Source organism: Mesorhizobium sp. M8A.F.Ca.ET.021.01.1.1 (assembly GCF_003998025.1).
Lineage (GTDB): Bacteria > Pseudomonadota > Alphaproteobacteria > Rhizobiales > Rhizobiaceae > Mesorhizobium.
Genome location: NZ_RZSJ01000504.1, coordinates 1 through 4,569, shown reverse-complemented (window position 1 = coordinate 4,569; position 4,569 = coordinate 1). Strand labels below are relative to the sequence as shown.

4 protein-coding genes and 1 pseudogene are annotated in these 4,569 nt (G+C 66.3%); all 5 read right to left on the bottom strand.

The window, feature by feature from the left end:
* Positions 1-550: pseudogene (locus tag EOA36_RS28395) on the bottom strand (WD40 repeat domain-containing protein); the annotation flags it as partial.
* Between the two features lie 406 nt (positions 551-956).
* The gene (locus EOA36_RS28390) at positions 957-2,174 is read right to left on the bottom strand and encodes a hypothetical protein (RefSeq protein WP_127280351.1); all 1,218 of its coding nucleotides are present in this window, start codon (positions 2,172-2,174) and stop codon (positions 957-959) included.
* Positions 2,175-2,322: 148 nt separating this feature from the next.
* A complete protein-coding gene (locus tag EOA36_RS28385) occupies positions 2,323-3,093 on the bottom strand; it encodes an exodeoxyribonuclease III (protein ID WP_127280350.1) in 771 nt (256 codons plus the stop codon).
* Positions 3,094-3,266: 173 nt separating this feature from the next.
* Positions 3,267-3,920 (bottom strand): alpha/beta family hydrolase, encoded by a 654-nt coding sequence (locus EOA36_RS28380; protein WP_127280349.1) that lies wholly within the window; start codon positions 3,918-3,920, stop codon positions 3,267-3,269.
* 283 nt (positions 3,921-4,203) lie between these two features.
* Positions 4,204-4,569: tetratricopeptide repeat protein (locus EOA36_RS28375; RefSeq protein ID WP_127280348.1), on the bottom strand; the 366-nt coding region annotated here is incomplete at its 5' end.

Here is a 4,569-nt window from a genome sequence, read left to right as displayed (position 1 = left end):
CCTCAGGCGGCGCCGGCACGACCGGCGCCGGCGAAACAGGCGGCACGACCACGGGCGGAGCTGGTTGCACCGATACGGTTGGTGGGTTTGCCGCGGCCGGGGGGGCTGGCGGCGGGGCCGGCGCTGGCGGCGCGGGCTTTGGCGCGGGAACCACGGGCGGCGCGCTGGCGACGTCCTGGCCACCCTCATGCGGCCGCCACGAGCCGAACTTGTCGCCGAGCAGCGCCAGCACGACAACCACCGGCAGCACCAGGAAGGCCCGGCGCAGGCCCGGACGGCCCGCCGGCTCCACCTCGGCATCCCTGCCGAACAGCGGCACTCCGGCCGCATGCACGGGCCGGCCGGGCAACTGGCCCGCCAGGAACAGCAGCGCACCGATGAAACAGGCAAGTGCCGCCACCGAATAGGCCGCCAGCCGCGGCGCGGCCGCATCCAACCCGGCAAAGCCGTGCCCGGCAAGGGCATCGATCAGCGGATAGACCCCGACCAGACAGGCAACCGCGACCACGGCCAGGACGAGCCCCAGCACCCTGTCAGCCAACCTGTTCATCGCGCTTCCCCTCGCCGGCCCTTGGACCAGACTATCAGCGTCATGGGCACATCGCAAAATGCCGCCCGTGCTCGCGGAAGACGGACGCAGACACTGCGGCATGAAGAATATCCGCGGCGGCCCTGCTCGAGAAAATCAGCTTGAGGTCGATCGCGCCGCCGCAGCCACGGTCTCCGGTTCGATTAAGCGATGCCGATAAAGGCTAGTGTCCAATTTACCACGGTCGCCGCCGATATGGACTAAGCTATCCCCGGCGAAATATTGACAGCAGGCCGGGTTATGACACACTCCGCCCGGGATATAGTGGAGAGCTTGCATCATGAAGAAGACTTATGAACGGCCCGCTCTGATCCGGAAGGGCAATCTGAAATCGATCACAGCCGCGACCAACGGCGCGATTGTGATCTCAAAATCGCTGCCGCCCGCCTAATCCGTCGGCCAGCACCAGGTCGTCCACCACCATTTGCCAGGAGTGTTTTGCCGAAAGGCGAACACGGGTGACTTCCCCGAGCATCGGCGCGTAGTGGAGTGGTGTCAGCGCCGACAGAACCACTTCATCGCTGGCGACCAACTGCTCTCCCAGCCAGCTTTCGATCAGTGCCGTTTCCCCCTCCGCCTTCAGCCACGCAACGCTGAGCAGCACCGAGTGGAAGGCGAATGGCGTCTCACGGCTGAACTCGGCCGGATAGCCGCTGCTGGTATAGGCCACATGGTCGCCAGAGACATTGCCGTTGACATAGCCCTCGCTGTCCTTGGTGTGATCCTTCGCCATGGCGTTCAGGTTGCGCCACTCCAGCCCCGCATGGCCGCCCGGGATCTTGCGGAAGCCGCGCTGGGTGACGTCATCGAAGCCGATTGTGCGCAGCGCCGCCCCGTCGGCCAGGGCTCGGGGCGAAAGCAGGCCGAGATCGGCCGGATAAGGTGACAGCGCCAGCCGGCGGTCGAGCCCGCCGCCGCTGATCACCACGGTGTCGGCTTCTTCGGCAAGCTCGAAGCGGAAGGCCGAGGCCGGGGCCAGCGTCCGGCACTCCAGCACCTGCCCGTTCGCCATCACCGACAGCGTCGCGCTGCCGCCTGCCGCCATCCTGCCGGCCAGGCTGCGCACCGGCGCGAGCCCGACCGGTCGCGGCAGGTCGCGCGACACCAGCCCGGTGGGCGAGCCGGGCGCCAAATGGAACTCCATCGACTGCGTCTCGTTGGCGCTGGGCGAGCGCCAGCCCGGCGGCAGCGAAACCGAGAACCGGTAGGCGCCGGGCATGCGGAGTGCAGCCTTCACCGCCGACGTCGACATGGTGAAATTGGCATAACCGGCATTGTTGGTCCTCGATGACGCGACGAAGCCGCCTTGTCCGTCGAACAGCCGCACCATGATGCCGGCCATCGGCCGGTCGGCCACGCCGTAGCGGCCGTCGCGGTCGACATCGAAATAGACGAAGGACGAGTAGTTGACCGTCCCGGTGCTGCGGCTCCAGTCGGTGCGAATGGCGTAGTCGTTGGCAGGATCGGCCCGGCGCAGCGCGCGGCGGCGGACACGCGCCTTGCGCAACAGCCGGATGACGGCGACGGCGGCGGCAATGATCGCGAGCGCTGCGAGAAGGATTCCGATGAGGCTGAGGTCACTCATGGCGGACGGGCTTCGATGATGGCCGCTCGCCGTCTTCACGAATGCAATGCATCAGCCGGCCCCCTCGCTGCGCTGCCAGCTTAGCGCGAGAAATGACCTGCGGAAAAGGGCTGCATGCGCCGCTGATGATGAGCGGGCGCGAGATCCCTCACCCCAATTCCACCCAGACCGGCGCATGGTCGCTGGCGCCGTCCTGCCCGCGCACGTCGCGGTCTATGCCCGCCCCCTTCAGCCGGCGCACGAGCGTCTTCGACAACAGGATATGATCGAGCCGCAGGCCGGCGTCGCGCGGCCAGCGGTTCCGGCGGTAGTCCCAGAAGGTGTAGAGCGTCTCCTTCGGATATTTCTTGCGCAACGCATCGGTCCAGCCTTGGTCGAGCAGCGCGGCGAAGGCCGCGCGGCTTTCCGGCTGGACCAGCGCGTTGTCGTCATAGGAGCGTGTGGCGTAGATATCGCGCGGCTCGGGCACGATGTTGTAGTCGCCGGCCAGCACCACCGGCAGGCCGGTGTCGAAGAGTTGTGCCGCATGCGCCTCCAGCCGCGCGTGCCAGGCGAGCTTGTAGGCGAATTTCGGCCCCGGTTGCGGATTGCCGTTCGGCGCATAGAGGCAGGCGATGACGATACCGTCGACCGCCGCCTCGATGTAGCGGCTCTGGCGGTCGGCATCGTCGCCGGGCAAGGCATCGCGGGTCAGCACGGGTTCGGCACCGCGCGCCAGGATCGCAACGCCGTTCCAGGTCGGCTCGCCCTTCCACACCGCGCCGTAGCCGGCATTGGCGAGGCTTGTCAGCGGAAACTGCGTGTCGCGCGCCTTCAATTCCTGAAGGCACACGACATCGGGTTTTGCGCTGGCGAGCCAGGCCAGGAGGTTGTCCAGCCGGCTGTTGATGTTGTTGATGTTGAACGAGGCGATTTTCATTGGTGGACGCCGCTGGCGCCCCGCACTTCGTCATCCTCGGGCTTGACCCGAGGATCCATGCCGTGACGTCTGGCGTAGCATGCGACGGGCCGGAGTTCTGCTCCGTGGCGGCTCTCGAAAGTCACGGCATGGATCCTAGGGTCTGCACGCGTCGCTTCGCTCCTTGCTTCGCCCTAGGATGACGAAACCGAGGGCTGCGCCACCCACGCCTTCACCCTCTCGGCAAGCGTCTTCAGATGATCCGCCGTCGAAAATCCCGACACGCTTTTGCGCGGCTTCAGATCATGGTCGCCATCCTCCAGCCAGATCACCTCGATCGCGTTGGAAAGCCCGTACCCCGCGACGTCGTCCTTCGTGCCGAACTCGTCGCGCGTGCCTTGAAAAATCAGCGTCGGCGTCTTCAGCCCGGTGAGATGTTTGGTGCGCAGCTGCTCAGGCTTGCCGGGGGGATGGAAGGGATAGCCCAGGCAAACAAGGCCCGCGATCTCGCCCTTGGAAAACATCTCGTCGGCGACCATCGAGGCGACGCGCCCGCCCATCGACTTGCCGCCGATGATGAGCTTGCCCGTCACGCCCTTCGCCCGGAGATCGGCGATCGCCTTGATGTATTCCGGGTTCACCGTCTCGGCGCGCGGCGGCGGCTTGCGCTGGCCGTAGCGGCGCGCCGCCATGTAGTGGAACTCGAAGCGCGCGACCTGGACGCCGGCCGTGGCAAAAGCCTTGGCGGTAGCGGTCATCGAGGGAGAATCCATCGACGCGCCGGCGCCATGCGCGAGCAGGACGGTGACGGGAGCGTTGTCGTGGCCGTCGAACAGGAAGGTGGTCATTATGCTCCTCGCGCGGCGCTAACGCTGCCAATCTCCCCCCTCGTGGGGGTTGAGGAATGGCCCGCAAAGCGGATGAAAGCCAATTGCTTGGCTTTCAAATGACGAACGCCCGGCAGGGCAGAGGGGGGCGCGAAGGAATGCCAGCCTTCGGTCAAATCTCTCTGGAATGCGACGGTCTGAAATGAGTGGATCCGCCGGCGGGACAGCGCCCCCCTCTGTCCTGCCGGACATCTCCCCCACCAGTGGGGAGATCGGCTGTCATCGCGGCTTTCGCCAATCATCGTCACCCCGCCGACTGCGCCAATTGCATATCCACGAACTGCACGCCCCTGGCCGCCACCCCAGCCCATTCGGACTGGCTGTCCAGCTCCAGATAGCGCACCCAGAGCCGCCGCGCCTCCAGCAGATTGCCGGCATCAAACTCCAGCCGCGCCAAATTGAACACCGGGTCGGCATAAGTCCTGTCGAGCGCGATCGCTTTCTGCAGGTGCCTTCGCGCCGAGGCGTCGCGGCCTTGCTCGCTCATCAGCCCGGCAAGGTTGAACCAGGCTTCGACGAAGGCCGGATCGAGTTTTATCGCCCTGGCATAATCGTGCGCGGCTTCAGCCGCGCGCCCGGACCCGCGCAAACAATTGGCGCGATTGAAGGC

Coding starts and splice junctions, on each gene's coding strand:
- EOA36_RS28390 (WP_127280351.1), bottom strand. CDS start 2,174: ATGAGTGACCTCAGCCTCATCGGAATCCTTCTCGCAGCGCTCGCGATC.
- EOA36_RS28385 (WP_127280350.1), bottom strand. CDS start 3,093: ATGAAAATCGCCTCGTTCAACATCAACAACATCAACAGCCGGCTGGAC.
- EOA36_RS28380 (WP_127280349.1), bottom strand. CDS start 3,920: ATGACCACCTTCCTGTTCGACGGCCACGACAACGCTCCCGTCACCGTC.